Raw genomic sequence first — 25,601 nt, 5'->3', positions numbered from 1 at the left:
GCCTGTTGCTGGCCGTGCGGTAGAAGACGATGAACACCGCCACCCAGAGCAATGGCGTGATCACGGGCCGCACCAGCGCTCGCACCGCGTTCACCCAGCCCGGCGCGTCGATCCCCGCCTCCGCGTTCAGCGAGGCGGTAAGCCCGGCATAGGACCCCGCCACGGCGGCTATCGCCAGCTCGTCCTCGGTCTCCTGCCGCCGCGCCTCCATCTGCAGCGCCTGCAAATCCCGCTCATGCCCCCAGCGCCGCACGTCGTGCTCCATCTCCAGCGCCCGGTCGGCCCGCGCCTCGCGCCGCTCGAACACGCCGATCACCCGGCCCGCCACCGTGCCCAGCAGGCCGAACAGCCCGCCCGACAGCGCCGAGGCGCCCATCCCCGCTATTTCCACCACGTCATCTCCTCCTCGATAATGACCGGGCTCCAGAAGCGCCGCGCCGCCGCGCCGCCGAACCAGCGCCGCCCGGGACGCAGATCCATGTGCAGGAAGCTCCGGTAGAAGCCGAAGCTGGAAAAACCGGCCCTGCGCGCCGCGCGCAGCAGCGCCCCCGGCGCGTGACCGGCCAGGCGGATATCCGCCGCGATCCGCTTATGTTCGGACGCCGGGGCGCCGCCCACATGGGCGTTCCACAGCGCGCAGCGATGCCCGGAATTGACGATCACCGGCGCGCCCAGCGCGTCCCGCATCCGCTGCAACGCGTCCAGAAACACCGGGTCGTGAAAATATTCCCCGCCGCAGAACCGCCCGCCGCACTTGCAGGCCAGCTCAGCGGCGCGGAAATCCGGCCAGCGCCGGGCGTCCCACTGCGCCGCCCGCCAGTCCGCCAACAGCCCGGTCTTCACGCCAGCGCCTCCCCCAGCACGGGCAGCAGAAAGACGATCAGCTCCGCATAGCGCAGGCCGTATCGCACCGCCGGTTCGCCCGTTACGGGATCAATCACGGGCCGGGTTTCTCCAGCCTCATCGGTCTCGAACTCGGCATCGGCGCAGAACAGGCCATAGCGTTCGGGGTCCAGTCCCTCCGCCGCGAACGCCGCCGCCACGTCCTGCGCCAGCAGTCCGGCGTGCAGCCGCGCGCCGTCCTCGCCCTTCACCGCCACCGCATCGGCGAACTGGTAAAGACAGACCGCCGCCAGAACAGCGCGCGCTGCGCGGCGCTCGGCCGCGTCCAGCGGGCCGCGCACGGTCTTCAACCGCGCATCCGAGGTATTGATCGCCCCGGTCGCGGAAAACACCTCGCTGAACCGGAAAGACGCCGACCCGGCGGAAATATCGTCATCGGCGGCGGGCCGCAGCGCCCCGGCCTCCAGCCGCAAACGCTCCGTCCCCGCCGGCGCATAGAAGCGCGTATCGGTGGCGAACAGTTGCAGGCCCAGCCCGAACGCCCCGCCATTCTTCAGCGACCAGCGATAGGCGCTGGTTTCCGCCCCGGCGGCGTCGCCGGACACCACGCAATCCATCCGGCCCATGATCTGGCTGGCCCCGGAATCGTCCGGCGCGAAGAAATCCACCCGTCCCGCCGCGCCGGCGCCCGCCCCCGTGCGGACAATATCCAGCGTCGGGTTTGACGGGGTTTCTATGGTCACATCGGCCTGGGAAACCAGTCCGCTGAAACGCGGCGTATCGGCGGCGTTCAGCGCCTGGTCGAACGGGTTGGCGACTGTCCAGCCCGTCCCGTCCCAAACCAGCAACCGGCCTTCGTCCGCCACCCAGACGCGCCACCCGGCGCGCGGGATAATCTGCTCCCATGCCCCGTCGACGTGATAGGCGATGGCGTAGTTGGTGAAGCCGTCCCACGCCGCGCCCGTCTTCCCAGCAGGAAGCAGGTAGATTGCCCCGTCCGCCGGATCGGCGGGCTGTTCGCTGATGCTGCGGCTGACCGCGCTGGCCTGCACCAGCCCGTCCAGTCTGCGCAGCGATTCATTGACGGTGACATGCTTCTGCGCCTGTGACGGCATCAGGTAAGGCATTTGCAGATTGGTGGAGCTGTCCATGATCTTCGGGGGCCTCGTTTCTGGTTGTCGCCCTGATCATGGCTCCGCCGCGAACCCGGTCTGATTATTTGCGATTCATCCCCGCTCTTTCCCCGGTCCGGCCCCCGCGCTACCAAGTCTCCAATGACTGATGACGCATCCCACATCGCAGCCGAGTTTCCGCCCGTCAGCGCGGATGACTGGCGCGCCCTCGCCGAGGCCTCGCTGAAGGGCGAACCTCTTGAAAGCCTTACAAGAAAGACTGCGGACGGAATCGTGCGCGGCCCCGTTTTCTTTCGTGGCGACGCGCCCGAAGACGGCGCTGCCGGCGCGCCGGGCGAAGCGCCCTATACGCGCGGCGCCGCGCCGGTGCGCGACCGCTTTCTTCCATGGGATATTCGCGCGCCCATCCCCGGCGGAACGCCCCCAGAGGCTGCGAAAACCGCGATAGCCGCGCTGGAAGGCGGCGCGTCGTCCCTCACCCTCCGTCTTGGCAATGGCGGCGTATCCGCCCGCAACGCCGATGAACTGGCCGCCGCGCTGGAAGGCGTGAAGCTGAATCTGGCGGGCGTCTGGCTGTTCGACGGCGGCCTCGCCTCCGCCGCCCTGCTCGCCGCGCACTGGGAAAACTCCGGCGCGAAGCCCGCCGATATCAAGGGCGGGTTCGGCCTCTCCCCCATCGCCCTCGGCGCGCTCTCCGGCGCCATCCCCGAGGGCTGGGAAGCGCCGCTGGCGGAAGCCGTAAAATGGGCTTCCGAACAACAACCTGACCTCAAAACCATCGCCGTGCGCGCGGATCTGGCCTGCGAAGCAGGCGGGACGTCCGCTCAGGAGATCGCATGGATGGCGGCCGAGGCGTCAGAATATTTCCGCGCCTTGATCGGTGCCGGGATCGCCTCGGACACGGCGGCGAAAACCATGGAAATCCGCCTCGCCGCCGATAGTGATGTTCATGAAAACATTGCGAAACTGCGCGCCGCCCGGCGGGTGTTTTCGCAGGTCGCCTCCGCCTTTGGCGCGGACGCCGCCCCGCACATCCACGCCATCACCGCCCGCCGCATGATGAGCGCGAAGGACGCCTGGACCAATCTCTTGCGCACCACAGCCGCCGCCTTTGCCGGCGACGCCGGCGGCGCGGACGCCATCACCGTCCGCCCGCTGACCGAGGCCGCGGGCGACCCCACGGCCTTCGCCCTGCGTCTGGCCCGCAACATCCAGATCATGCTGGCCGAGGAATCCCATATGGGCCGCGTTCAGGACCCCGCCGGCGGGGCCTTCCTGCACGAGACGCTCAGCGACGAAATCGCCAAGGCCGCATGGTCGCTTTTCCAGCAAATAGAAGGCGAAGGCGGTCTCTCCGCTGCTCTGAAATCAGGCTTCGTTCAGAGCAAGATCGGCGAGGCCCGCGACGCCCGCTTCAAGCAATATGAAAACGGCGACATCCTGCTTGGCCTGAACAAATATCCATCCGATTTCGACGAACCGGCCACCGGCGACACCGCCCCGCCGCCCGAACCGACCAAGGGCGATCCGATACCCGAAACCGGTTGGAAAGCGGCGCTGGAGGCCGCGAAATCCGGCGGCGTTCTGCCCCCGGCCGCGCCGGAAACCGGAGACTTCGAACCCGTAAAACCCATCCGCTGGGCGGAGGCGTTCAATGGCTGACGCAACGCGCTTTCCCGATTTCACGAAAATGGACCTCGGCGCGGCTGGAAACTCCGCCGCTCTTCCCGATGAGCCGACCGCCGAAACGCCTGAAAAGATTGGCGTAAAGCCGGTCTACGGACCGAAAGACACGTCGGACATCGACTTCGTGGACAGCGTGCCGGGCGCCGCGCCGTTCGTGCGCGGCCCCTACCCGACCATGTATGTTCAGCGCCCCTGGACGATCCGGCAATATGCCGGCTTCTCCACGGCCGAGGAGTCCAACGCCTTCTACCGCCGCAATCTCGCCGCCGGCCAGAAGGGGCTTTCGGTGGCGTTCGACCTCGCCACGCATCGCGGCTATGACTCTGATCATAAACGGGTTTCTGGTGATGTCGGGATGGCCGGCGTGGCCATCGACTCCATCGCCGACATGCGCATCCTGTTCGACCAGATCCCGCTGGACCAGATGAGCGTCTCCATGACCATGAACGGCGCAGTTCTGCCCGTTCTGGCGCTCTATATCGTCGCGGCGGAGGAGCAAGGGGTCAGCCCAAAGCAGCTTTCAGGCACGATTCAGAACGATATCCTGAAAGAATTCATGGTGCGGAACACCTATATCTATCCGCCCGAACCCTCGATGCGCATCATTTCGGACATCTTCGCCTACACGGCGGAGAACATGCCGCGCTTCAATTCCATCTCGATCAGCGGCTATCACATGCTGGAAGCGGGCGCTCCGGCGGACCTGGAGCTGGCCTATACGCTGGCCGATGGCGTCGAATATGCCCGTTACGGGGTCGATGCGGGGCTGGATATCGACCGGTTTGCGCCGCGTTTGAGCTTCTTTTTCGGCATCGGGATGAACTTCTTCATGGAGGTCGCCAAGCTGCGCGCCGCGCGCCTGCTCTGGGCGCACCTGATGAAGACCAATTTCGACCCGCAAAACGACAAGTCATTGATGTTGCGGACCCATTGCCAGACATCGGGCTGGTCCCTGACCGCGCAGGACGTGTTCAACAATGTCGGCCGCACGGCGATCGAGGCCATGGCCGCGGTGGATGGCGGAACGCAAAGCCTGCACACCAATTCCCTGGACGAGGCGCTGGCCCTGCCCACCGATTTCTCGGCCAGAATCGCCCGGAACACGCAGATTTTCCTTCAATCCGAAGCCCATATGACCGACTGCGCGGACCCGTGGGGCGGCTCATATTACGTGGAATCTTTGACCCGGGACCTGGTCGACCGCGCATTGCATCATATCCGGGAAGTCGAGGAGCTGGGCGGCATGACCAAGGCCATCGTGGATGGCCTGCCGAAGCTGAAAATCGAGGAAGCGGCGGCCCGCACACAGGCCCGGATCGACGCCGGAAACCAGACGATCGTGGGGGTCAACAAGTTCCGGCCCGAGCATCAGGACGACATCCCGATGCTGAAGGTGGACAACGCGGAAGTTCGCGCTCGCCAGATGGCCCGATTGCAGGAACTGAAAGGCAATCGCGACGCCGGGGCCGTGGAAAACGCGCTGGATACGCTGACGAAAGCAGCGGATTCCGGCGAGGGCAATCTGCTGGCGCTGGCGGTGGATGCGGCGCGGGCGAAAGCGACGGTGGGAGAGATCTCTTATGCTCTGGAAAAAGCGTGGGGCCGCCATGTCGCGGAGACCCGGGCGGTGACCGGCGTTTACGCCGCCGAGGCGGGCGACAACGCGCTGGTCAAACAGGCCCGCGAGGCCGCGCACGCCTTTGCGGAGAAGGAAGGCCGGCGTCCGCGCATCCTGATCGCCAAGATGGGCCAGGACGGCCATGACCGGGGCCAGAAAGTGGTCGCCAGCGCCTTTGCCGACCTCGGCTGGGACGTGGATATCGGCCCGCTTTTCCAGACTCCGGAAGAGGCTGCGCGGCAGGCGGTGGAAAACGACGTGCATGTTGTCGCTGCGTCCTCGCTGGCCGCCGGACATTTGTCTCTGGTGCCCGAATTGAAGGCCGCTCTGGGCGAAGAAGGGCGCGAGGATATCCGCATTGTGGTGGGCGGCGTGGTCCCGCCGGGCGATTATGACACCCTGTACGAGGCCGGCGCGACGGCGATTTACGGCCCCGGAACGGTGATTGCGGAGGCCAGTATGGAGCTTATCAAAGCCCTGACGCCCTGATTTTGCGCAGGTTTTGACGCCGGAACGGGGAGGTTTGGCGCTTGAATCGACATGTTTTGCTGCTTCTGGCGCCGGTTTTAGGCGTCCTTTACTGGCTTTTCGGGAGCAATATGCCCCCGGAGGCCGCCGCCATTCTGAAAGCCAGCGGGATTGTCGTGCTGGCGATCTATGCGTTTCGCCTGCCTGTGCCGGACAGCGCGCTGTTCGCGGCGGGGCTGGGGATGTCCGCGGTGGGCGATGTTCTGATGGATCTGGCGCCGATGGCGGCGGGGCTTTCGGCGTTTCTTGTCGCGCACCTGATCTATCTGGCGGCATTTGTGCGGGCGATCCGGCGCGAAGGGGCGCGAAAGAGCGGCTGGACCTGGGCCGAGCTGGCGCTGCTGGGGGCGCTGGTCGTCGCCATGCCGGTCTATCTGTGGGCCGATCTGGGCGATATGCGCATCCCTGTCATCGCCTATACGGGGGCGATTGCGGCAATGGCCGTGACCGCGCTGTGGGCGCCGTCGCGCGGATTGGCGCTGCCCGCCGGGGCGGCGCTGTTCATCATTTCAGACAGTCTGATCGCCATACGCGTCTTCAAGCCGGAGAACGGCCTGCCAGACCTGTTATTCGAACCCGGGATCTGGGCCAGCTATGTCGCGGCGCAAATCCTGCTGACTCTGGGTTTCGCGGCAATGCGGGGCGCAGCGCGCAAGGAAATGGCATAATGACGGGCCGCGCGCCCATACGCCGCCTGCTGGCGTTTGTGGTCGATTACCTTGTCATGGCGATCTGGCTGGCCCTGTTAACGGCGGCGGCGTTTGCAACAGGCGCGCCCGACCGGCTTGGTCTGGACACGCCAGGCGGACGCATCATCGCGCACCTGACCATGTTCGCTACGGTCACGGCCCCGATCATTCTGGGCTTTGCAGTAATGGAGGCCTCACCGCTACGCGGCACGCCGGGCAAGCGTGTCCTGAAGTTGAAAGTCGTGCGCGCTGACGGCGAGCGGGCCGGATTTCTCCGGACGCTGATCCGCAACGGGCTTAAATTTCTGCCCTGGGAGGCCGCGCATATTGCGATCTGGTACGCGCCCGGACAGCCATTTGTTGATCGGCCCGCCGCGTGGAATGTGGCGGTGTGGATTGGCGCGCTGATCGTTGCGCTGATCTATGCAATCACCCTGTTTCTAGGGGCCGGACGCACGCCCTATGACCACGCTGCGGGCGTAACTGTGCAGCGTGTTTCTGATCAAATTGCTCCACATTAAGAGCAAGCTTGTCCAATCGCACTTGCTATTCATCCCGGTTTCGCGATTTTCTTGGAACGCGCCGCCAGCGTGATTAGACTTTTGGGGGAGGTCTGAGCCGCTAAGGCTCCGGCATGGCTCCCGCCGCCCAGAATTTTTGAGAAGCCGCGCATGCCGACCAGAAACATAGATTTCAGACGCGTTTTCGACACGCTGCCTTCGCCTTTCATGATCCTTGATCGTGAATTGAGTATCGTGGGCGCCAATCAGGCCTATCTCGACGTCACCCGCACGCACTGGGAAGACTTGCAGGGCCGATATGTTTTCGAAGCCTTTCCGGAGAGCCCGGAGCGGGAGGAGAAATTCCGCGAGTCGATCCAACGCGCCCTGACCGGCGAGGAAAACCGGCTGGAAAAGGAATTGTTCGCGGTTCCGGTGGAAAAGGGAAAGCGCGGCGAGACCGTCGATATCTACTGGAACGTCACCAACACGCCCATTTATGATCAGGCGGGGAACCCTGCTTTTTGTCTTCATCACGCGCTGGATGTCACCCGCGAGGTCGAGGCCGAGCGTCATGCCGCGGTGATTTCGGCGGAGCTGGATCACCGGGTGAAGAATTTGCTGGCCGTGGTAACCGCGATTGGCCGGCGCACGGCGATGAGCAGCCATTCCATGGAGGATTTCACGGAGCGGTTCAGCGCGCGCATTGATTCCATTTCGCGCACGCACGGCCTGCTGTCGGAAGGGGAATGGGACGGCACCACGATGGAGGCGTTGCTGTCCAACGAGATGGCGCCCTATCGCGATGACCGCCGGACGCGCATCGCTATTGAAGGCCCGGACGTGATGCTGAATCCCCGCGAAGCGCAATCGCTTTCCATGACGTTTCATGAACTGGCGACCAATGCGGCGAAATACGGGGCGCTGTCACGGGAAGAAGGCGCGCTGGAAATCAAGTGGACCGAGCGCGACAACGATGGCGGCTTCAGCGTTACCTGGCGCGAGGCGGGGATGAAGGGCCTGAAAGCGCCGGAAAAAAGCGGCTTCGGGAGCCTGGTGATCGAACAATTCACCAAGTCGCAACTGGGCGCGACCATCGAGCGTAAATTCGAACCGACGGGCCTTGTCTGTGAAATCGCCGTCCCGGCGCCGCGCGAGGAATGACCGGGGCAAGCCGCACCGCATCCTGCGCCTGCGGCGCGCTGGTTGCGCGCACGCGCGGCGAACCGGACGGCGTTGCGGCCTGCAATTGTACGCAATGCCAGCGCCGCACGGGCAGCGTGTTTGGCGTGAACGCCTATTTTTCATCCGGCCAGGTGCATATCGAAGGCGAGTCAAAAGCGTTCGAGCGCCGGTCGCAGCGCGGACGCCGGGTGACGTTTCACTTCTGCCCGTCCTGCGGGACCAGCGTCTATTTCACCGGTGAATTTGCCGCCGATATTGTGGGCGTGCCGGTGGGGTGTTTCGCGGACCCGGATTTTCCCCCGCCCGAACGCGCGGTCTGGACCGGCACCCGGCACGGCTGGGTCGAATTTCCGGCTCAGTGCGAGTTGTTCGAGGAACAGAAAGGCTAGACAGCTGGATAAGGCCGCCGCGCCAGAAACCGTTTCGGGGTGTCTGACGCGGCGCGGAGGCGCTTTGAAGCCCTAGAGTTCCTGCTTAGTCGGCCGGATAATCAGCTCATTCACGCTGACATCGTCAGGTTCCTTGATGGCGAAGACCACGGCGCGCGCAATGGCGTCCGCACCGATGGCGATTTCATAGAGATTATTGGCCATATCCTTCGCATCGGGGTCGGAAATGGTGGAGGTGAGCTCCGTATTCACGGCGCCTGGAGAGACGTTAGTGACGCGCAGCTTGCCCGCATTTTCGGCGCGCAGGCCTTCCGAGATTGCACGTACGGCGAACTTGGTGCCGCAATAAACCGCCGCGCCCGGGAAAACCTTGTGACCGGCCACGGACGACATGTTGATGATGTGGCCGCTTTCCCGCGCCTGCATGTCCGGCAAGGTCGCGGCGATGGCGTTCAAAACGCCTTTGATATTCACGTCGACCATGGTTTCCCATTCATCGGTCTTGAGCTTGCCCATGGGCGAAAGCGGCATGAGGCCGGCATTGTTTACCAGCACGTCAATCGCGCCGAACGCTTCTGTTGCGGCGTCCGCCGCCGCCTTGACCTGCACGGCGTCTGTAACATCGGCCGTCTTGAAAGCCGCCTTACCGCCAGCCTTCTCAATATCGGCGACTATGGTTTCCAGACGATCCTTGCGGCGGGCGGTCAGGAAAACTTTCGCGCCCTCCGCAGCGGCGTGACGCGCGATCGCTTCGCCCAGTCCACTGCTGCCGCCAGTAATGAAAATAACTTTGTTTTCAATGCTCATGAGTTCTGTCCTCTCGATAGGATGCGTATTCAAGACCAAGCGATATGGCGTGAGTGAATGCTCACTCAAGGGGCAGGACGGGAATCACGGGGCTTTTTTCACCCCTGCGCGCAGCAGCGGGGCGGCCTAGTATTCAGACATGTCACGCAGACGCCCCCAGCGCCGTTTCGGCCCCATCAGCTACAGCCAGCACACTTCCTATGAGCCGCGCTGTCAGAAATTCCGTTCCAAATCGCAACTGGACTATAGCGCCGGCTATTCGAAAGACGTGCTGCATGGCGGCATGATCGAGGGGATTACGCCGCTTCAGGTGCTGATCTCCGTCGCGCTTACCGCCGCGGTTGTGGGCATGATTATTTTCGTGCTGGGAATATTTCACTGGCTGGAAGTGGCCGAAAATCTAGGACTTTGAGGAAACCATGATCATTACAACCACGCCCAAGATCGAAGGCATTCCGGGAAAAACCATTACGGACTACAAAGGCATCGTCACCGGAGAGGCCATTCTGGGCGCGAACGTGTTCCGGGATTTCTTCGCCGGCATCCGCGACATCGTCGGCGGGCGCAGCGGATCCTACGAAAAATCCCTGCGCGAGGCGCGGGAGATCGCGCTGGACGAGATGGCGCGCGAGGCGCAGAGCCGCGGCGCGGACGCCGTGGTGGGCGTGGACATCGACTATGAATCCATCGCTCGCGAGGGCGGATCCGGCATGCTGATGGTCAGCGTCTCCGGCACGGCGGTGACGCTGGGCTAGGAGGGGACTGCGCGCGCCGCTAGGCTCGCGCCCATGACCGCCGATCCCGATTCACTGGCCGCCGATGTGCGCACGGGAAACCGCGCGGCGCTGGCGCGTGCGATCACATGGGCGGAATCCACCCGCCCTGAACACCGGGCGGCGGCGCAAACCGTGCTGACCGCCCTGGCCGATTGCGCCGGGGCGGCGAAACGCATCGGGATTACCGGGCCGCCGGGCGTGGGCAAATCCACCTTCATCGAGGCGCTGGGCACCTTCCTGACCGGTCGGGGGATGAAAGTGGCCGTGCTGGCGATTGATCCCTCCTCCTCCCGCACGCAGGGATCGATCCTGGGCGACAAGACGCGGATGCCCGATCTTGCGGCCGATCCAGACGCCTTCATCCGTCCCTCCCCGTCATCGGGCGCGCTGGGCGGGGCCGGACGCAAGACGCGGGAGGCGATCCTGATCTGCGAGGGGGCCGGGTTTGACGTGGTGATCGTCGAGACGGTGGGCGTGGGGCAGTCCGAAACGCTGGCCGCCGACATGACGGACACGTTCCTGGCGCTGATGCTGCCCGGCGCGGGCGACGAGCTGCAGGGCGTGAAGAAGGGAATTATCGAGATCGCCGACATTCTGGTGGTCAACAAGGCCGACGGCGACAACGCCGAACGGGCGCGGCGCGCGGCGAAGGACCTGAAAGCGGCGATCCACATATTGCAGCCGGGCGAGACGGTCTGGCAGACGCCGGTTCTGACCTGTTCGGCCTTGAAGAAAGAGCGGATCGGCGAAGTGTGGGAGACCGTGGAGGCCCACCGCGCGGCCATGAAAGAAGCCGGGAAGTTCGAGGCGCGGCGGCGGGATCAGCGCGTATCCTGGCTTAAAGCCATGCTGGAAGAGCGCGTCATGGAGGCGTTTGAAGCCGATGGCGGGGCAAAAGACGCCCTGAAAAGGCTCGAGGATGACGTGGCGTCCGGGGCGGTTCCCGCCGGGGCGGCGGCCGACGAGATCATCGCGGCGTGGCGAAACCCCTGACGCCGCCCTATCTTTGACAAAGCCGCCGGCTAGCCTTGAGGACATGATGTTCAAACAACTGACAGCCCTGGCCGCCCTTTCCCTGCTTGCCGCTTGCGCGACCGCGCCGAGCGCATACGGGCCGTCGGCGGGTCCGGGCGATCCCGGCTTCAGCCAGACACAGATCGAAAACACCCGTTTCCGCGTGACCTATACGGGCACGTCCGGCGACAGCATGCAGCGCGTGCAGGACTTCGCGCTGGTGCGCGCGGCGGAACTGACCCTGGAGCGCGGGCATGAATGGTTCATCGTGACCAACCGCCATGCGACAAAATCCCGGGCGGGCGGCACGGGCCTTTCCATCGGGGCCGGGTTCGGCGGCGGCGGATCCGGTTTTGGCCTGGGCGCGAACCGGTCCTTCAGCGGACGGGCGGAGACCGAAGCCTCCCTGGAAATCGTGCTGGGCAGCGGCTCCATCCCCAATAACGGCAACGCCCACGATGCGCGCGCCGTGCTGCTCAATCTGCGGCCCGCCTCGATATAGTGAAAGCGCCGCCCGCCTCTTCGCCTTGTATCAATGTTTGTTTCGTAGATCCGAAGCTGCGCCATTGCGTGGGGTGCTGGCGCTCTCTGGAAGAAATCGGACGGTGGTCGAAAATGACCGAGGACGAACGGCAGGCGGTCATGGACGGGCTTGAGAGCCGCGCGAAGCGGCTGGAGGCGGAATTTTACGCCATGCGGGAAGACACATGAGCCGGGTGATCGGATATGGCGCGCTGATCGTGGCGATCATCCTGATCGCCGTGCTGGCCGCGCGCGTTCTGGCCCCCGGCGCGATGGAGGGCGGGATGAGCGAGCCGCTGGCCTATCGCGTGGGCTGGCTGGCGCTGTTGCTGGTGGCGCTGTTCGTGGGGTGGCGGCAGACGCCGGGCAATGCGTTGAAATCGCTGCTGGCCTGGGCGGTGATCATCCTGGCGCTCGTGGTCGCCTATTCCATGCGCGACACCTTCCGGCCCATCACCGACCGGGTGATGGCGGAGCTTTCCCCCGGCACGGTGACCGCGCCGCCGGGCGAGCCCAATTCCGGCAGCGCGGCCTCTGTCCGGCGGGCGCTGGACGGGCATTTCTGGGCGGAAGGCACGGTGAACGGAACGCGCGTGCGCTTCCTGGTGGATACCGGGGCGAGCGCGGTGGTGCTGACCCGCGACGATGCGCGGCGGCTGGGCATCGATTTCGACGAGCTGCGCTACACCCAGCGCATGATGACGGCCAATGGCGAAACGCGCAGCGCGCTGATCCGGCTGGACGAGGTGAAGATCGGCAATGTGCGGGTGAACAATGTCGCCGCCGTGGTGCCGCAGAATGACGTGCTGACGCAGTCCCTGCTGGGGATGAGCTTCCTCGGCCAGCTCTCGCGTTACGAAGCGACGCAGGAATCGCTGATCCTGCGGCAGTAAGGGGAGACGCGCTATGCGCCAGCAGGTGAACCTGATCACGCTGGGGGTGAAGGATCTGGACGACTCCGTCGCCTTTTTCGACCGGCTGGGCTGGGAAAAGGGGACGGGCGGCGAGGATTACGCCGTCTATCAGGCGGCCGGGATTCTGGTCTTCCTCCACCCCGAAACGGCGCTGGCCAAGGAGGTCGGCGGCGAAGTTGACGGGTTCGGCCCGTCCTTCCTGGCGCTGAACGTGGAGAGCGAAGCGGCGGTGGACGCCGAATACGCCGCCGCGCTGGAGGCGGGCGCGCGGGCGGCGCGGCCGCCTGAAAAACAATTCTGGGGCGGCTATTCCGGCGTCTTCGCCGACCCGAGCGGGCATTACTGGGAAATCGCCTATAACCCGCAATGGACGCCGGACGCGGACGGCATCATCCGCGCCTATCCCGCCAAGGCCTCATAGAGCAGCGAACAGGCCGTCACGGTCAGGCCGATGGCGAACAGGCGGCGCAGCAGATTGCCGTCCAGCCGGTGCGCCAGCGCCGCGCCGACCGGGGCCATCAGGACGGTCAGCGTGGCGATAAAGAAAAAGCCCGGCGCGGAGACATAGCCGAGCGAGCCGGGCGGCACGTTCGCCACGCCCCAGCCGGCGATGACAAATCCCAGCGCCGCGGGCGCGCCGATGGCGACGCCAAAGCCCGCCGCCGTGCCCACCGCCTTGTGAATCGAGCGGCCGCAGAGCGTCATCAGCAGGACGCCGAACGTGCCCCCGCCAATCCCCATCATTGCCGAGGCCAGCCCCATCCCGGCGCCCATGCCCGCACGCGGCAGGCCGCCCGGAAGTTCGTCCGCCAGCCGCCAGCCGGGGCGGCCGAAGAACATCTGCGCGGCGATCAGCATGGCGACGGCGCCGAAGAAGGCGGTCAGCGCCAGGCCCGGCGTCATGTCGGCCACGAACGCGCCCGCCAGCGCGCCCAGCACGATCCAGGGCGACCAGGCCCTGAGAACATTCCAGTCCACCGCGCCCTTTTTGTTATGCGCCATGACCGAGCGGATCGAGGTGGCGATGATAGTGGCGAGCGAGGTGGCCACCGCCACGTGCATCCGGGTTTCCTCCGGATAGCCGAGCGCGGCCTGCGCGTAATAGACCGCCGGCACGATCACCACGCCGCCGCCGACGCCGAACAGCCCGGCCACCAGGCCGGCGAACAGACCCGCGCCGATCAGCGCGGCGATGAGGAAGATGATGTCGGGCGTCATGAAGCGTCAGGCCGCCGCGGCGCGGGAATCCACGGCCGCCAGGGCGCGCGTGACGACTTCGGGTCCGGCGCCGGGCCGCCCCGGCTCGACCGTCAGGATACGGCGGAACTCCCGCGCGCCCGGCTCGCCATGATAGAGGCCCAGCATGTGGCGGGTCATGGCGCGGAGGGGCACGCCCTCCCCCATCCGCCGATCGATGTAATCGGCGTAGAGGGCGGCGATCTCCGTGCGCTCCGGCGCGTGATCGCCGCCGAAGACGCGGGCGTCGACATCGCGCAGCATCCACGGAGTCTGGTAGGCGGCGCGGCCGACCATGACGCCATCCAGCCCCGCGCCCTCCTCCACGCACTGATCCAGCCTGGCAAGGCCGCCATTGAGGCTGATGGAGAGGTCCGGGCGTTCCCGCTTCAAATCGCGCACCAGGCCATAATCCAGCGGCGGGACGGTGCGGTTTTCCTTGGGCGAAAGGCCTTTCAGCCACGCCTTGCGGGCATGGACGATAAACACGTCCGCGCCCGCCGCCGCGATCGTCTCCACAAAGCCGAACAGGGCCTCGCGCGGATCCTGTTCATCCACGCCAATGCGGCATTTCACGGTGACCGGAACGGAGACCGCGTCCTGCATCGCCTTGATGCAGTCGGCGACCAGCGCGGGTTCGCGCATCAAGCAGGCGCCGAAGCGGCCGGACTGGACCCGGTCCGAGGGGCAGCCGACATTCAGATTGATCTCGCGATAGCCGAAATTCTCGCCGATGCGGGCGGCGCGGGCGAGATCGGCCGGCGTGGAGCCGCCCAGCTGCAACGCCACGGGCTGTTCGTCCGGATCGAAGGAAATCAGATGCGCGGCGTCGCCATGGATCAGCGCCTGATCGACCGCCATTTCAGTATAAAGCAGCGCCCGCTTCGTGATGAGACGATGCAGATACCGGCAATGCCGGTCTGTCCAGTCCATCATCGGAGCAATGGAAAAACGGCGGTCGAGAGCCGCGGGTTTATCTTGGTCGGTTAAGGGCATCACTTTTGTAACTGGCGAACGCCTCGCAGGCGCGTCAGCCTATACCCTGTCCATCCTTCTACAATCCACCCCTGGAACGCCGGAGGCGGGAGGACCAACCCGTCACGCTATCCTGCGCGGGACCCGCGGGGCGCCGAGTTCGCACTCCAGAGACCGTCTGTCCCAGTTCGACAGATCGGCGGCCGCGGCATAGGTCGACTGCAGGAAGGCCAGCAGGTCGGCTTCCGGCGTGGCGCTGGCGCGGACAGCTTCATAAGGCAGCAGGAACTCTCCGAGCGCGGTCTCATAGCGGACGGCATCCGGTTCGACCGGACGTTCGGAGAAACCATCGGGCGTCGGGTAGGCGTAGGAATAGAACATCGGTTCATCCACCCCGCCCCCGCCGGGCCAGAATCCCGCGGACGAGACTTCGTGACTGTATGCTTCCTGCGTGACGTCATCGGGCAAGGCCGGAACGCCGCCGGGATGAAGCGGCGCCTTGCGGCCGGAAAAGCGGGTGACGGCCAGATCAAACGATCCCCAGAACAGGTGCACCGGCGAGACCTTTCCAAGAAATCCCGTACGGAATTTTTCAAAGACTCCGCTGATGCTGAGCAAAGCGCGGTGAAACCGCTCGACCGCTTCAGCGTCGTAGGGACGCGGTTGCTGATCCTGCTGGAAGGGAATGGCGTCAGGGATTTCGTTCGGCGCGCCGTGGATGTCCATTCGCCCGCCCGCCGATTCAACCAGATCAGCCGTGCGCTGAAGGAACTCGGCGACGCTCATCGACTCAAGCGGGAAGTCGCGGGTCGAATCCGGTGTTTCGGCCACCAGCCGGTGTTCCCGCAGGTCGAAGGTGAGGACAATCGGCCGCCCGTCGTCCAGCACCGGTCCGGTCGTCAGACCACGCGGGGAGACATAGAGCGTCGCGTGCCAGGAATGATTGACCCACGGCGTATGAGAGAACCGGTATTTGCCGACGATTTGCGTCCACAGATGAAGCGCCGCCGCGGTCTCTGACCAATCGGCATATGGCAGGGGCGGCCAGGCCGCGCTCGCATTTTTTGAAGCGGTCATCCAGAAAACTCCTTCCAGGGCCAGGCGCGTTTTGCCTCCGGACCATTCTACCGCAAGAAGCATTGCACGGCAGCGTGAAGCCTTGATGCAAGCGTCCGGGGGCTGTGTGAGGCGCGGATGCTTGCCCCGTTTCGCTGACGCCCCTATCCCTTGCAAAGGGAGACGCGCCGCCAGAGCGTGTGGAATTGAGGGGGACTTCACGTGATCAGCGCAATCGGACTCATTGCAGGGCTGGGCCTGCTGATCCTGCTCACCATGCGGGGCGTGCACATCATCATCGCCGCGACGGTGAGCGCCGCGCTGGTCGCCATCACGAGCGGTGTGGCGATGATGCCGCCCTTCGCGGACGCCGACGCCCCCGATTACGTGACCGCTTACATGCGGGGCTTCACCGGCTTTTTCGCCGACTGGTTCTTCATGTTCCTGCTGGGCGCGATCTTCGGCGAGGTGATGTCCGCCTCCGGCGCGGCGGACAGCGCGGCGAAATTTATCATCGAGCGGCTGGGCGTGCGCTACGCCGTACTGGCCGTGGTGGCGGCCTGCGCGGCGCTGACCTATGGCGGGGTGAGCGTCTTTATCGTGGCGTTTTCAGTCTACCCCATGGCGGTCAGCCTGTTCCGCGATGCCAATCTGCCGCACCGTTTCATTCCCGCCGCGCTGTGCTTCGGTTCAGTCACCTTCACCATGACCTCCGCCGGGTCGCCGGAAATCCAGAACCTGATCCCGATCGAATTTCTGGGCACGACCGCCATGGCGGGCTGGCGGGTTTCCGCCGTGGTGGCCGTGCTGCTGGCAATCACCGGATATATCTGGCTGCAGCGCATGGTCGGGCGCGCGGTCGCCAATGGCGAGACGTTCGAGGGGGCGCTGGGCGAGCATGTTGAACGGGATGAAGGCCCGCTGCCGCACCCGATCCTGAGCCTCGTGCCGCTGATCATCGTGCTGGCCGCGTTCAACCTGACCGACGACATGCTGGGCAAATACGCGCTGGTTCTGGCGCTGGGGCTTGGCACGCTGGCGGCGCTGGCCATTGGCTGGCGGCACCGGATGCAGATGCCCAAGGCGTTCGGCGTCGGCGCGACCGGCGCGGTAATCGCCATTACCAATACCTGCGCCGTGGTCGGGTTCGGCACGGTGGCGCAACTGACGCCGGCCTTCCAGCAGGCGCTGGGCGTGGTGACCGCCATTCCGGGCGACCCGCTGATCGGGGCCGCCATCGCGGTGACGGTGATCTGCGGCCTGACGGGTTCGGCCTCCGGCGGGCAGACCATCGCCCTGCCCCTGATCGCGCCGGGCTATATTGATGCGGGCGTGGAGCCGGGCGAATTGCACCGGGTGGCGGCGCTGGCCTCCGGCGCGCTGGATAGCCTGCCGCATAACGGATACGTGGTGACGACCATTCGCGCCATCTGCGGCGAAACGCACGCTCGCGCCTATGGACCGGTGGGCGCGCTGACGGTGATCCTGCCTCTAGTCGGGCTGGTTCTGGCGGTCGGGCTGTTCATCATTTTCTAGGGGTCCGATAACGGACGATCACAATACCGGCACGCGGCGTGTGAGGCGCTGGCGCGGCCCGCGCCCGCGCTCTAGTTAAGGGGCATGACCCAGGAACAGCCCGCCAAGCGCAAGACTTTCCTCTATCTGACCATCGCCGTTCTGGCGGTCGCCGGACTGGTGGCCGCGTGGTCCTTTTTCCCCCTGAACCAGTGGGTGGAATCGTTCCGCCTGTGGGTGCGGGATCTGGGGCCGACCGGGTGGATCATTTTCATTCTGGTCTATGCAATATCGGTCTTCGCGCTGGTTCCGGGCGCGTTGCTGACGCTGGCCGCCGGCGTGGCCTATGGCCTGTGGGGCGCGCCGCTGGTGGTGATCGGGGCGACGCTGGGTGCCTCCCTGTCCTTTCTGAGCGGGCGCTATCTGTTCCGCGAACGCATCCGCAACCTGATCGCCAATCGTCCGAAACTGAAAGCGGTGGATCACGCAATCGGCGATGAAGGCTGGCGTATCGCCATATTGCTGCGCCTGTCGCCGGTCGTGCCGTTCAGCCTTCAGAACTGGGCGCTGGGCGGCACCTCACTGGGCTTTCCGGCCTTCGTGTTCGCTACCTTTTTCGGAATCATCCCCGGCACGCTTCTTTATGTCTGGATCGGGTCGCTGGGCGGCGCCGCCGGCGCCGGGGTGGGCTTTGTCCGGGCGGTTATCCTGACGCTGGGGCTGCTGGCCACGGGCGTCACGGTCTGGCTGGTGTCGCGAAAAGCGCGCCGGATTCTGGCGGAGAAGGATATCGAGGCCAGTGAAGGACAGGAATCCGAACAATCGGCTTAACCGGGCGTCAAGCGAACCCGCGTAAGCTTCCCGCCTCCATAAACGGGCGAGGCGGGCCATGGCGAAGGCAAATTTCCATAAGAACCAGCGGGTTTACGTGAAACCTGTGGGAACATGGGCGGTGATCGAACAGGTCAAACCGCAATGGGTGCGCGACGTGCCCGAGCCTGTACGCGTTTATTATGATTGCGGCCTGGGCCGGGACTTTTCCGAAGCCGAGCTTTCCCAGCCCGAAACGCGCGGCGGCGACACCGAGAACGCCAGCAAGGAAAACTGGCGGCTGATGCGCGCCAAGAACAAGTGGCATGACGCCGAATCCAGCGCCGGTCACCCCTATCCGGGCACGTTTCCCGTTGTGGTTACCGATGAAAAGGACTGGGGCGGCTGGCGCGTGCCGGGGCAGGAATATGACCGCGACCCGCACCGTATAGAATTTCAGGCCCGGGTGATGACTTCCGGTCTGCGGCTGGCGCGCGTGGCACGCGAACTGGTGCAGACCGTGCGGTCCAGCCCCGGCGATGTTCCGGCCGAAGTCGAGGCGCTGGCCACCGAGGCGAAAGGCATTCTGGAATATATTGATGACACCCCGGCGCCCGCCGCGGCGCGCACGGCGGCGGAATAGCGGCTGCGCGCGGCCCCGGTTTTAACCGGCGGGAAGCATTTTTCATCCTAGAATTGCGCAATCTGACCGGACCTGAGAACGCGGAAACAGCAAGATGACCGCAAAACTGGATGTTCTGCGCGTCCTGATCGTGGACGATAACGCTCACATGCTGCAGATCGTGAAAACGATCCTGCGCGGGTTCGGCATCAAGCAATTTTACGAAGCGCGCAGCGTCAATGAGGCGTTCGAGACGATCCGCAACGAGCCGGTTGATTTCGTGGTCGTCGACTATCTTCTGGATAACGAGACCGGACTGGATCTGGTGACCCGCGTCCGCACGAGCGACGAGGCCCCCAACCCCTATCTGCCGATCGTCATGCTGTCCGCCTATGCGGAGCGCACGCGCGTGGAGGAGGCCCGCGATCACGGCGTGACGGAATTCTGCGTCAAACCGGTTACCGCGAACGAGTTGTTCCGCAAGGTCGCCAATGTCATCGATCACCCGCGTCCCTTTGTGCGCACTAAAGAGTTTTTCGGCCCCGACCGGCGGCGCAAGAAGACCGCCCCCTATAACGGCCCCGCGCGGCGTGAGGATGACGAAGGGGATGGCGAAAATTTAACGGGCGGCGAGGCCGCATAGCGCATTCCCCCGTCGACACTATTCCCCGCCCCGCCCTATAGTTAGGGTAATGATTCGAGAAATCATCGATCAGGGATTCGGGGGAAAATGGCGGCTAAAAGGGCTAAGCCGCCTTCAGGGTCTAAGCCCCAGAAGCGCGAAGCGAAATTAAAATCACCCGAGAGCCGGCGCGACGAAGAAGCGGCGCTGGGCGATCAGGCGCGCATGATCCTGATTTTTGTCCTGCTTTTCACGGTGGCGTTCATCGCCGTGGTTGGCCTGAGGCTGCACAAGGAACATGGCGAACTGGTCGCCGAGGCGGAGTTGAACTTCGCCCGCGCCGCCGCCTATGCCGCCGAACGCATTAACAGCAATCTGATGGAAGCGCGGGGCGGACTGGACGCCGCCGCGCGGGAACTGGCCGAGACAGACGGGGCCGGCCGGATGAACGCGGTGATTACCCGCGCCATCGAGCCTGACGCGGTAGAAACGCTGATCCTTTATGGCGAGGGCGGCCGCGTGGCCGCTGCGACGCGGGGCAATCTGACCCCCGACTACGAAACGGCGGCCGAGCAGGCCCTGCTGGCCGAATCCGGCGTTGCGGCGGTGACGATTGACGGCGAACGCGCGCTGGTGATGGCGATTGCCGTGCGCAATGAGGCGCTGGGCCAGGGCGCGCTTCTGGCCGTGCTTGATCCCGCGCCGCTGCTGCCCGCGCCCAATAACGGGCGGGTAATGGCGTTTTCCGCGCCCGACGGCGCCCTGCTGGCCGTGAAACCCGCCGGACGCGCCAGCGGGGCGACAGCCCCGGCCGCGTTCGGGGTTGGCGCGAACGATGTGCGCTCTGTCCCGAGGGGCGGCGCGGCGGTGTTCGATGACGGGAATGTGGGCGGCGAGAAAGCCGCGGTCGGCGTGGCGTCCCTGCCCGGGCTCAATGCGCTGGCCTATGTCGCCGGTCAGCCCGTTATCAATCAGGCGGCCTGGCGGTCCCTGATGATCTGGTACGGCCTGATGGCTCTGGCGCCGGTGATCATTGCCGGCGGGCTCTCCGGCGTTCTGCTGAACCAGATGAGCAATATACGCTCAACCCGTCAGGCTCTGCAGGACTCGGAGGTCCGCTTCCGGCTGGCCATCGAGGGCGCGCGTTGCGGCGTATGGGACTGGGACGTGGCGTCCGACACGGTTTACCTGACGGATTCGCTGGGCCGGATGCTGGGCAAGGCCGGCGGGTCGCGCCTGTCGGGGGCGGAGTTCCTGTCACTGGTCCGCAGCGAGGACCGCGACCGTCTGCGCATGGCGCTTCGCGGCGCGGCGGGGGCGCAGTCGGTGGACGTGGAGTTCCGCGCCGCCAACCTGCCGGTCTGGCTGCATGCGCGCGGGCGGCCATGGACGGGCAGCGACGATGAGCGCGGCCGCATCGTGGGCGTGGCCATCGACATCACCGAGCAGAAGGGCGCGCAGGCGCGCATCGCGGCGGCGGAAGGCCGGCTTCGCGCGGCGCTGGAATCCATGTCCGAGAGCTTCGTGCTGTGGGACGCCAAGCAGCGGCTGGTGCTGTGGAACCGCAAGTTCCGCGACTTCTTCCAGCTGGGCGATCACGTCCTGAAACCGGGCGTGCATTACGACATGGTGGAGGCCGCGGCGCAGGAAGCCATCAAGGAAGTGCGCCCCAATGACGAGGGCGACGAAGTTCAGGAAATGGAGCTGACGGACGGCCGCTGGATTCACTATTCCGAACGGCGGACGCGCGACGGGGGCCTCGTCTCGGTCGGCGCGGACATCACCTCCATCAAGCGTCAGGAGGTCAAGCTCAAGGATTCCGAAGGCCAGCTGCGGCGCAATTACGAAGACCTGCAGCGCAGCCAGCAACGCATCAAGGAGCTGGCGCGGAAATATGAGGCGGAGAAGATCCGGGCCGAGGAAGGCAACCGCTCCAAGAGCGAGTTCCTGGCCAATATGAGCCACGAGCTGCGCACGCCGCTGAACGCCATCAACGGCTTTTCGGAAATCATGCTGAAGCAGATGTTCGGACCGCTGGGCGACGACCGCTATCAGGAATACGTGCGGGACATTCTTTCCAGCGGGCAGCACCTGCTGGCGCTGATCAACGACATTCTGGACATGTCCAAGATCGAGGCCGGGAAGCTGCAACTTCAGACCGAGCTGATCTATCCCGACGAGATCGTGGAGCAATGCGCCCGCCTGATGCGCGGCCGGGCCCAGGAGGCGGGTCTGGAGCTGAAAATGGAGTTGGGCGACCTGCCGCGGATCGAGGCCGACCCGCGCGCCATCAAACAGGTCATCCTGAACCTGCTGTCCAACGCCGTGAAATTCACGCCCGAGGGCGGTCGCGTGGAGATCAGCGCCCACCCGCATGAGGAAGGCGTGAAAGTGCGGGTCAGCGATAGCGGCATCGGCATCGCTGACGAGGATATTCCGCGACTGGCGCGGCCGTTCGAGCAAATCGAGAGCCAGCACTCCAAATCCCATCAGGGTTCGGGGCTGGGCCTGGCGCTGTCAAAATCGCTGGTGGAGATGCATGGCGGAACGCTGGACATCGATTCCAGCATCGGCGAGGGCACGACCATCGTGTTCACCCTGCCGCCCGAACCCGTGGAGCCGGTCAGCGAGACCGAGGCGCGCGCATGGGAGCGCGAGCTGATCCACGAGAGCGACGATGAAATCGCCGCCGCAGACATAAAGGCCGGGAGCGATCCCGAGGCGGATACGCCCGGTGATTATGTCCTTGAGGAAGAGCCCGCGGACGCTGACGAGGACGAATTCGTCAGCGGCACGCCGCAGAACTGGGGCGCGCGCACCGGCTAGCGCTGGTCCGGCGGGGGACCGTCAGGACGGGGACCTTCCGGCGGCGGGCCTTCGGCCGGTCTGCCATCATGGCCGCGTTCGTGGCGGCGCGCCCCCCCGCGGTGCATGCGCTTGCGGAAATCACCGCCAAAGCCGGCTTCCAGCGCCTTCTTGCGCGTTTCCGCATCCAGATCTTCCACGAGGTCGAGCATGATTTCGTGCCCCTTTACGTCGACCAGCAGCCCGGCCTCACGCGCCGCTTCCAGCGCCGCTTCCGCGCGCGGCCGGTCAAACGGATCCGCCACCAGCGCCGCATAGACATCCTTCTGCGCCTCCCAGACGCGCCGCCGCGTCGCCATGGCTTCCCGGAAATGCGCGCGGATTTCATCCTCCATCGCCTCACGCTTGTCTTCCGGCGCGGCGCGCAGGAACGCGCCAATGACGAAGGAGGTGCGGTCCATATGTTCGGGCGGTCCGCGCCGCGGGCCGTCCAGACGGTCGGCAATGGCCATGCCCAGAAACACGCCATTGATCAGCAGCGAGGCCAGCAGCAGCCCGGTCAGGGGCGTCAATCGAAATCCGCTCATTCTCAGACCTCAGCATCCAGTTCAATTTCAAAGACCGCGTCCGGATTGGCGAACGCATTGGCGATAACATCAGCCGCAGGGTCGGACGCCTGCGGAGAAACCAGCGCCCCGCCGAACCCGGCCAGAGACCCGACCATCAGCGCCGCTGCGGCCGCAAATGCGGGAATCTGGCGCCGGCTTGCGAACGGATTCGAAGCAGCAGCCGGAGATGGCGCGGCGGCGAGAATGCGCGCTTCCAGCGCCGGGACATCGCGGACGGGACGATCGGTCGCCAGAACCGCATCCAGGGCCGCCATTTCACGCGCCGCCGCCTGTAGATCGGCATCGCCCTTGAGAGCGCGGCGCATGGCGCGGCGTTCGTCCGCCGGCCAGCGCGCGGGCTCGGCGCCATAGGCGTCCAGGATGGCTCTGGCCCGTTCCGGCGTGAGGGTCTTGCGGATCATCATGGCTCCATTCTCTCCATCCAGGCGCCCGCCTCTGCGGCAAGCGAGGCTTTCAGGGCGCGTCGTGCCCGGGAAAGCAGCGATTCCACGGCCTCGACGCTGATTTCCAGAATCTCGGCGGCCTCGATATTACTCGTTTCCTCAAAGTGGCAGAGAGCGATGGCCGCGCGCTGCCGGGGCGGCAAGTTCTGAATGGCGCTGCGTACGCGCGCCGAAAGCTGGTTCTGATGCAGCGCTTGCGCGGGACCATCCGCGTCATCGGCAATGTCGGGCGCTTCCTCATCAACCGGCCTGGCCTTGCGCAAGCGGTCATAACAAAGATTGAGCGCGACACGGTGCATCCATGTGGACAGCCGCGCCTTTCCGGAACGCCAGTTCGGCGCCATGCGCCACAGCCGGATGAAACTCTCCTGCACCACGTCTTCCGCCTCGGCTTCGTCACGCAGCATGCGCCGGGCGAGCGCCATCAGGCGCGGCGTATGGGCGGACACCAGATCCGCCGCCGCGCGACGGTCGCCCGCCGCGGCGCGGGAGAGAAGAGACGCGTCGTGATCGCGAATTGGACTGTCTCTCCTCTCGAAGCGCGTGAGCGATTGCGGCCCTAGCGGTCACCGCGCTTGAAGAAACGCTTGCGGCGGTCGGGCATGTTTTCCTTGGCTTCTTCCATGGTCACCTGCCCGTCGTCATTGGCGTCCATCTCGGCAAACCGCGCCTGATGATGCGCCGAATACTCGGCCCAGGTCACCTGGCCATCGTCATTTGCGTCAATCTCGCGATCACGCTGGCGGAGTGGCTCGTCGCCGTCTTCGCTGTCCGCGCGCATTGCCTTGAGCCGCTGCATCACCGGCGACTGGTCCGCGTCGTCCAGAACCTGGTCGCCGTTACGGTCCATCCAGGCGAACATTTCCTGTTGCAGGGAGGCGGCCTCTTCCTGCGTTACCGCATCGTCGCCATTGGCGTCGGCCGCTTTCAGCATGATGCCGCCGCCCGCATGTCCATGATGACCGCGCGGGCCGGCCGCCTGCGCCGCGCCCGCGGCCAGAAGAATGGCGCTCGCCGCGCCCAACAAGATTGCCTTTTTCATGAGGCTTGCTCCTTACGAGAATTGTATCCCTCATGGCCTTTAACGGGCGGAGCGTTCAATTCCGTCGCTAGCCGGCTGCGGATAGGACAATGCGTTCATACGCCTGCCACGTCATGAGGCGGTAACGGTCCAGCATGGCTTCCAGATCGGCGAAGGAGTCGGCCCCGCTGGCTTTTACCACGCGCATTTTCAGTTTTTCGGGCGCTGTCTCTGGGTCGAACTGGGTCTCCACCGCCAATGCGAAGAGCTGACCCAGGTCCAGATTCAGCCGCGCGGCGTGCGCCATCGCACCGGCTTCCTCCTGCGTCAGGATGTGCTCATCAGCCAGGGCGTTCAGGGATTCGAAGAGCGACGGGCTGAGGACGTCAGGGATTTCATGCGCGTGAATTAGCTGGAGATACTGGACCGTAAACTCCAGATCGATCTGTCCGCCCTTCGCGCGTTTCAGATCCCAATAGCCCCGGGACGGTTTTTCACGCGAGAGGCGGCGGCGCATGTCCGCGACATCTTTCGCGGTTTCGCGAGTATCGCGCTTGCTCCGCAGCAGGTTCCGCAAAAGATCGGCGACCTCGTCCGACAGGGCGGGATCGCCGCCAACCATTCTGGCGCGGGTCAGCGCCATCATTTCCCAAGTCCAGGCTTCCCGTTGGTAGTAGCGATGGAACGCGCCCAGCCGCACCGCCACCGGCCCGGCATTGCCGGAGGGCCGCAATTGCAGATCGACATTGAACAGCGGGCCTTCGGAGGTTTCCACCGACAGCGCGCTGACCAGGCGTTGCATGAGGCGCGCACACCAGGTCTCCGGCGTCAGGCTGCGCGGACCGTCTACGGATTCAGACTGTTCCCCCGCCTCGTACACCATCATCAGGTCGATATCGGACGCGTAGGTCATTTCCCCCGCGCCGAAACTGCCCATGCCGATCAGGGCGACGCGGGCGTCCAGATAGCCGTAAAGACGTTCTATTTCCCGCCGGACAGAAGGGAGCAGAGCCGCGACCAGCGCCTCCGCCACGCGAACGCGGGCGCGGCCCGCCTCCCCGGCCGCCGCCTGATCGCGCAGGGCTTCAATCCCCACGCGCAACAGAGTTTCGCGGGCGAAACGGCGGGTATTGTCCAGAGCTTCCTCGAAATCGCGCGCCGACTCGACGACCTTCTGCGCTTCCTCACGCAGGTTCTCGAATTCCAGCGCGTCGACGCCCGGCGCCACGAAGGCTTCCAGCGCTTCCGGACGAGAGGCGAGCG

General features: G+C 65.2%; 29 protein-coding genes and 1 pseudogene. 18 read left to right on the top strand and 12 right to left on the bottom strand.

All coding sequences use genetic code 11. The features are described from left to right. From H2040_RS11210 to H2040_RS11200, 3 genes are all read right to left on the bottom strand, one after another. On the bottom strand, positions 1–394 hold a 394-nt coding region (locus tag H2040_RS11210), incomplete at its 3' end, for a hypothetical protein (RefSeq protein WP_287157467.1). Next, a complete protein-coding gene (locus tag H2040_RS11205) occupies positions 382–843 on the bottom strand; it encodes a D-Ala-D-Ala carboxypeptidase family metallohydrolase (protein WP_287157466.1) in 462 nt (153 codons plus the stop codon). The genes H2040_RS11210 and H2040_RS11205, both read right to left, overlap by 13 nt. Beyond that, positions 840–1,994, bottom strand: a complete 1,155-nt coding sequence (locus H2040_RS11200) for a DUF2793 domain-containing protein (RefSeq protein ID WP_287157465.1) — start codon at positions 1,992–1,994, stop codon at positions 840–842. The genes H2040_RS11205 and H2040_RS11200 overlap by 4 nt, the downstream gene beginning before the upstream one ends. A 123-nt stretch (positions 1,995–2,117) precedes the next feature. On the opposite strand from H2040_RS11200, the gene H2040_RS11195 reads away from it, so the two are divergent. From H2040_RS11195 to H2040_RS11170, 6 genes are all read left to right on the top strand, one after another. Next, positions 2,118–3,638 carry a methylmalonyl-CoA mutase family protein gene (locus H2040_RS11195; RefSeq protein ID WP_287157464.1) on the top strand — a complete coding sequence of 507 codons (1,521 nt, stop codon included), beginning with the start codon at positions 2,118–2,120 and terminating at the stop codon, positions 3,636–3,638. After that, the gene (gene scpA / locus H2040_RS11190; RefSeq protein ID WP_287157463.1) at positions 3,631–5,769 is read left to right on the top strand and encodes a methylmalonyl-CoA mutase; all 2,139 of its coding nucleotides are present in this window, start codon (positions 3,631–3,633) and stop codon (positions 5,767–5,769) included. The genes H2040_RS11195 and scpA overlap by 8 nt, the downstream gene beginning before the upstream one ends. Before the next feature lie 41 nt (positions 5,770–5,810). Then, positions 5,811–6,476 (top strand): lysoplasmalogenase, encoded by a 666-nt coding sequence (locus H2040_RS11185; RefSeq protein WP_287157462.1) that lies wholly within the window; start codon positions 5,811–5,813, stop codon positions 6,474–6,476. Continuing rightward, entirely contained in the window at positions 6,476–7,018 is a 543-nt protein-coding gene (locus tag H2040_RS11180; protein WP_287157461.1) for an RDD family protein, read from the top strand. The genes H2040_RS11185 and H2040_RS11180 overlap by 1 nt, the downstream gene beginning before the upstream one ends. Positions 7,019–7,168: 150 nt before the next feature. After that, a complete protein-coding gene (locus H2040_RS11175) occupies positions 7,169–8,161 on the top strand; it encodes an HWE histidine kinase domain-containing protein (RefSeq protein ID WP_287157460.1) in 993 nt (330 codons plus the stop codon). Continuing rightward, positions 8,158–8,571, top strand: a complete 414-nt coding sequence (locus H2040_RS11170; RefSeq protein ID WP_287157459.1) for a GFA family protein — start codon at positions 8,158–8,160, stop codon at positions 8,569–8,571. The genes H2040_RS11175 and H2040_RS11170 overlap by 4 nt, the downstream gene beginning before the upstream one ends. A 72-nt stretch (positions 8,572–8,643) precedes the next feature. Here H2040_RS11170 and H2040_RS11165 read toward each other — a convergent pair whose 3' ends face one another. Next, complete coding sequence (locus H2040_RS11165) at positions 8,644–9,378, bottom strand: SDR family oxidoreductase (protein WP_353844847.1); 735 nt, start codon at positions 9,376–9,378, stop codon at positions 8,644–8,646. 139 nt (positions 9,379–9,517) lie between these two features. On the opposite strand from H2040_RS11165, the gene H2040_RS11160 reads away from it, so the two are divergent. The 7 genes from H2040_RS11160 to H2040_RS11130 are packed head-to-tail and all read left to right on the top strand — an operon-like array spanning position 9,518 to position 13,025. Next, on the top strand, positions 9,518–9,790 hold the full coding sequence (locus tag H2040_RS11160) for a hypothetical protein (protein WP_022698723.1): 273 nt from the start codon (positions 9,518–9,520) through the stop codon (positions 9,788–9,790). 7 nt (positions 9,791–9,797) lie between these two features. Beyond that, a complete protein-coding gene (locus H2040_RS11155; protein ID WP_022698722.1) occupies positions 9,798–10,133 on the top strand; it encodes a heavy metal-binding domain-containing protein in 336 nt (111 codons plus the stop codon). A gap of 33 nt (positions 10,134–10,166) precedes the next feature. After that, positions 10,167–11,147: a methylmalonyl Co-A mutase-associated GTPase MeaB gene (gene meaB, locus H2040_RS11150; RefSeq protein ID WP_287157456.1), complete on the top strand. Its 981-nt coding sequence runs from the start codon at positions 10,167–10,169 to the stop codon at positions 11,145–11,147. Positions 11,148–11,190: 43 nt separating this feature from the next. Continuing rightward, positions 11,191–11,670 carry a CC0125/CC1285 family lipoprotein gene (locus H2040_RS11145; protein ID WP_287157455.1) on the top strand — a complete coding sequence of 160 codons (480 nt, stop codon included), beginning with the start codon at positions 11,191–11,193 and terminating at the stop codon, positions 11,668–11,670. Continuing rightward, a complete protein-coding gene (locus H2040_RS11140; RefSeq protein WP_287157454.1) occupies positions 11,670–11,879 on the top strand; it encodes a DUF1289 domain-containing protein in 210 nt (69 codons plus the stop codon). The genes H2040_RS11145 and H2040_RS11140 overlap by 1 nt, the downstream gene beginning before the upstream one ends. Then, a complete protein-coding gene (locus tag H2040_RS11135; protein ID WP_287157453.1) occupies positions 11,876–12,583 on the top strand; it encodes a TIGR02281 family clan AA aspartic protease in 708 nt (235 codons plus the stop codon). The genes H2040_RS11140 and H2040_RS11135 overlap by 4 nt, the downstream gene beginning before the upstream one ends. Positions 12,584–12,596: 13 nt before the next feature. Next, entirely contained in the window at positions 12,597–13,025 is a 429-nt protein-coding gene (locus H2040_RS11130; RefSeq protein WP_287157452.1) for a VOC family protein, read from the top strand. On the opposite strand, the gene H2040_RS11125 is transcribed toward H2040_RS11130, so the two are convergent. The 3 genes from H2040_RS11125 to H2040_RS11115 form a co-directional block, all read right to left on the bottom strand. Further along, positions 13,004–13,822, bottom strand: coding sequence for a sulfite exporter TauE/SafE family protein (locus H2040_RS11125; protein ID WP_287157451.1), 819 nt, complete (start codon positions 13,820–13,822; stop codon positions 13,004–13,006). The genes H2040_RS11130 and H2040_RS11125 overlap by 22 nt on opposite strands. A 6-nt stretch (positions 13,823–13,828) precedes the next feature. After that, positions 13,829–14,776, bottom strand: coding sequence for a tRNA dihydrouridine(20/20a) synthase DusA (gene dusA, locus H2040_RS11120; protein WP_502709334.1), 948 nt, complete (start codon positions 14,774–14,776; stop codon positions 13,829–13,831). Positions 14,777–14,938: 162 nt separating this feature from the next. Then, positions 14,939–15,892, bottom strand: coding sequence for a DUF5996 family protein (locus H2040_RS11115; protein WP_287157449.1), 954 nt, complete (start codon positions 15,890–15,892; stop codon positions 14,939–14,941). A gap of 201 nt (positions 15,893–16,093) precedes the next feature. Here H2040_RS11115 and H2040_RS11110 point away from each other — a divergent pair, with 201 nt between their 5' ends. From H2040_RS11110 to H2040_RS11090, 5 genes are all read left to right on the top strand, one after another. After that, a complete protein-coding gene (locus H2040_RS11110; protein ID WP_287157448.1) occupies positions 16,094–17,407 on the top strand; it encodes a GntP family permease in 1,314 nt (437 codons plus the stop codon). 84 nt (positions 17,408–17,491) lie between these two features. Further along, positions 17,492–18,217 (top strand): TVP38/TMEM64 family protein, encoded by a 726-nt coding sequence (locus tag H2040_RS11105; RefSeq protein WP_287157447.1) that lies wholly within the window; start codon positions 17,492–17,494, stop codon positions 18,215–18,217. 58 nt (positions 18,218–18,275) lie between these two features. After that, the gene (locus tag H2040_RS11100) at positions 18,276–18,839 is read left to right on the top strand and encodes a hypothetical protein (RefSeq protein WP_287157446.1); all 564 of its coding nucleotides are present in this window, start codon (positions 18,276–18,278) and stop codon (positions 18,837–18,839) included. A gap of 94 nt (positions 18,840–18,933) precedes the next feature. Continuing rightward, positions 18,934–19,461: a response regulator gene (locus H2040_RS11095; RefSeq protein WP_022698710.1), complete on the top strand. Its 528-nt coding sequence runs from the start codon at positions 18,934–18,936 to the stop codon at positions 19,459–19,461. An 87-nt stretch (positions 19,462–19,548) separates the two neighbouring features. Further along, positions 19,549–22,266, top strand: a complete 2,718-nt coding sequence (locus tag H2040_RS11090) for a PAS domain-containing sensor histidine kinase (protein WP_287157445.1) — start codon at positions 19,549–19,551, stop codon at positions 22,264–22,266. Here the strand turns inward: H2040_RS11090 and H2040_RS11085 are convergent. The 5 genes and pseudogenes from H2040_RS11085 to H2040_RS11065 all read right to left on the bottom strand — a co-directional run. Next, complete coding sequence (locus tag H2040_RS11085) at positions 22,263–22,832, bottom strand: periplasmic heavy metal sensor (protein WP_287157444.1); 570 nt, start codon at positions 22,830–22,832, stop codon at positions 22,263–22,265. The genes H2040_RS11090 and H2040_RS11085 overlap by 4 nt on opposite strands. A 2-nt stretch (positions 22,833–22,834) precedes the next feature. Continuing rightward, positions 22,835–23,278 carry a hypothetical protein gene (locus H2040_RS11080; protein WP_287157443.1) on the bottom strand — a complete coding sequence of 148 codons (444 nt, stop codon included), beginning with the start codon at positions 23,276–23,278 and terminating at the stop codon, positions 22,835–22,837. Further along, a pseudogene (locus tag H2040_RS11075) lies at positions 23,275–23,838 on the bottom strand (RNA polymerase sigma factor); the annotation flags it as partial. The gene H2040_RS11080 and the pseudogene H2040_RS11075, both read right to left, overlap by 4 nt. A 38-nt stretch (positions 23,839–23,876) precedes the next feature. Then, positions 23,877–24,359: a CREC-EF hand family protein gene (locus H2040_RS11070; protein ID WP_287157442.1), complete on the bottom strand. Its 483-nt coding sequence runs from the start codon at positions 24,357–24,359 to the stop codon at positions 23,877–23,879. Between the two features lie 67 nt (positions 24,360–24,426). Next, a partial coding sequence (locus H2040_RS11065) for a [protein-PII] uridylyltransferase family protein (RefSeq protein ID WP_287157441.1) occupies positions 24,427–25,601 on the bottom strand: 1,175 nt, incomplete at its 5' end.

Origin of the sequence: Euryhalocaulis sp., from assembly GCF_013911995.1 — a bacterium.
In the GTDB taxonomy this organism is placed as follows: Bacteria; Pseudomonadota; Alphaproteobacteria; order Caulobacterales; family Maricaulaceae; genus Euryhalocaulis; species Euryhalocaulis caribicus.
The sequence above is the reverse complement of the archived record's forward strand: the minus strand, read 5'-3'. Positions and strand labels throughout refer to the sequence as shown.